Here is a 725-nt window from a genome sequence, read left to right as displayed (position 1 = left end):
TTATCGTGCGGCCTGGCTTCGAAGGGTTCAGCATGTACTCGCTGGCAGCGCTGGCCAGTGTCGCCTGTTGTGCGGTGCGCGATCTCGCCACCAAGCGAATTCCCAAGGCCATTCCGACATTGCTGGTGTCGACGGCAACCGCGCTTGCCATGACCATCGTCGGTGCGGCGCTGTTGCCGGCAATGGGCGGCTGGACGCCGATGACGAGGGACAGCACAGCCCTGCTGGCCTTGGCCGCGGTGCTGGTGGTGATCGGCTACCAGTTCATCATCATGGCGATGCGGGCGGGCGACATCTCCTTCATCGCGCCGTTCCGCTATACGGCCCTGATCTGGTCGATCCTGCTTGGCCTGTTCATCTTTGCCGATATCCCCGATCCGCCGATGATCGTCGGCGCCACCATCATCATCGGCTCCGGCCTTTATGCGCTCTATCGCGAGCGTGTGGTCGGCCGGCGAAAGATCGTCGCCGAAAGCACGGGGCCGACCATGGTGCCTGACGGAATCTAGCCAGATCATTGAAGGTTCTTGTGATTTCCGACGGCTGGCGTACAGGCTTCGTGGCATGAAGCGAGACATTGCGGGGATCATCCTGGCCGGTGGCCAGTCGAGACGGATGGGCGGCGGCGACAAGAGCCTGTTGCCGCTTGGCGATGGCTGCCTGCTTGACCAGGTCGTGTCGCGCTTCACCCCGCAAATAGAATCGCTGGCGCTCAGCGCCAATGG

General features: G+C 62.8%; 2 protein-coding genes. Both read left to right on the top strand.

All coding sequences use genetic code 11. The annotated features are described in order from the left end of the window. On the top strand, positions 1-509 hold a 509-nt coding region (locus EN964_RS36240), incomplete at its 5' end, for a DMT family transporter (RefSeq protein ID WP_164776554.1). Between the two features lie 55 nt (positions 510-564). Beyond that, positions 565-725: NTP transferase domain-containing protein (locus tag EN964_RS36235; protein WP_164776552.1), on the top strand; the 161-nt coding region annotated here is incomplete at its 3' end.

The sequence above is a fragment of the Mesorhizobium sp. M7A.F.Ca.CA.001.10.2.1 genome, assembly GCF_003998575.1.
Classification (GTDB): Bacteria; Pseudomonadota; Alphaproteobacteria; order Rhizobiales; family Rhizobiaceae; genus Mesorhizobium.
This window is presented reverse-complemented; position numbering and strand designations above follow the sequence as displayed.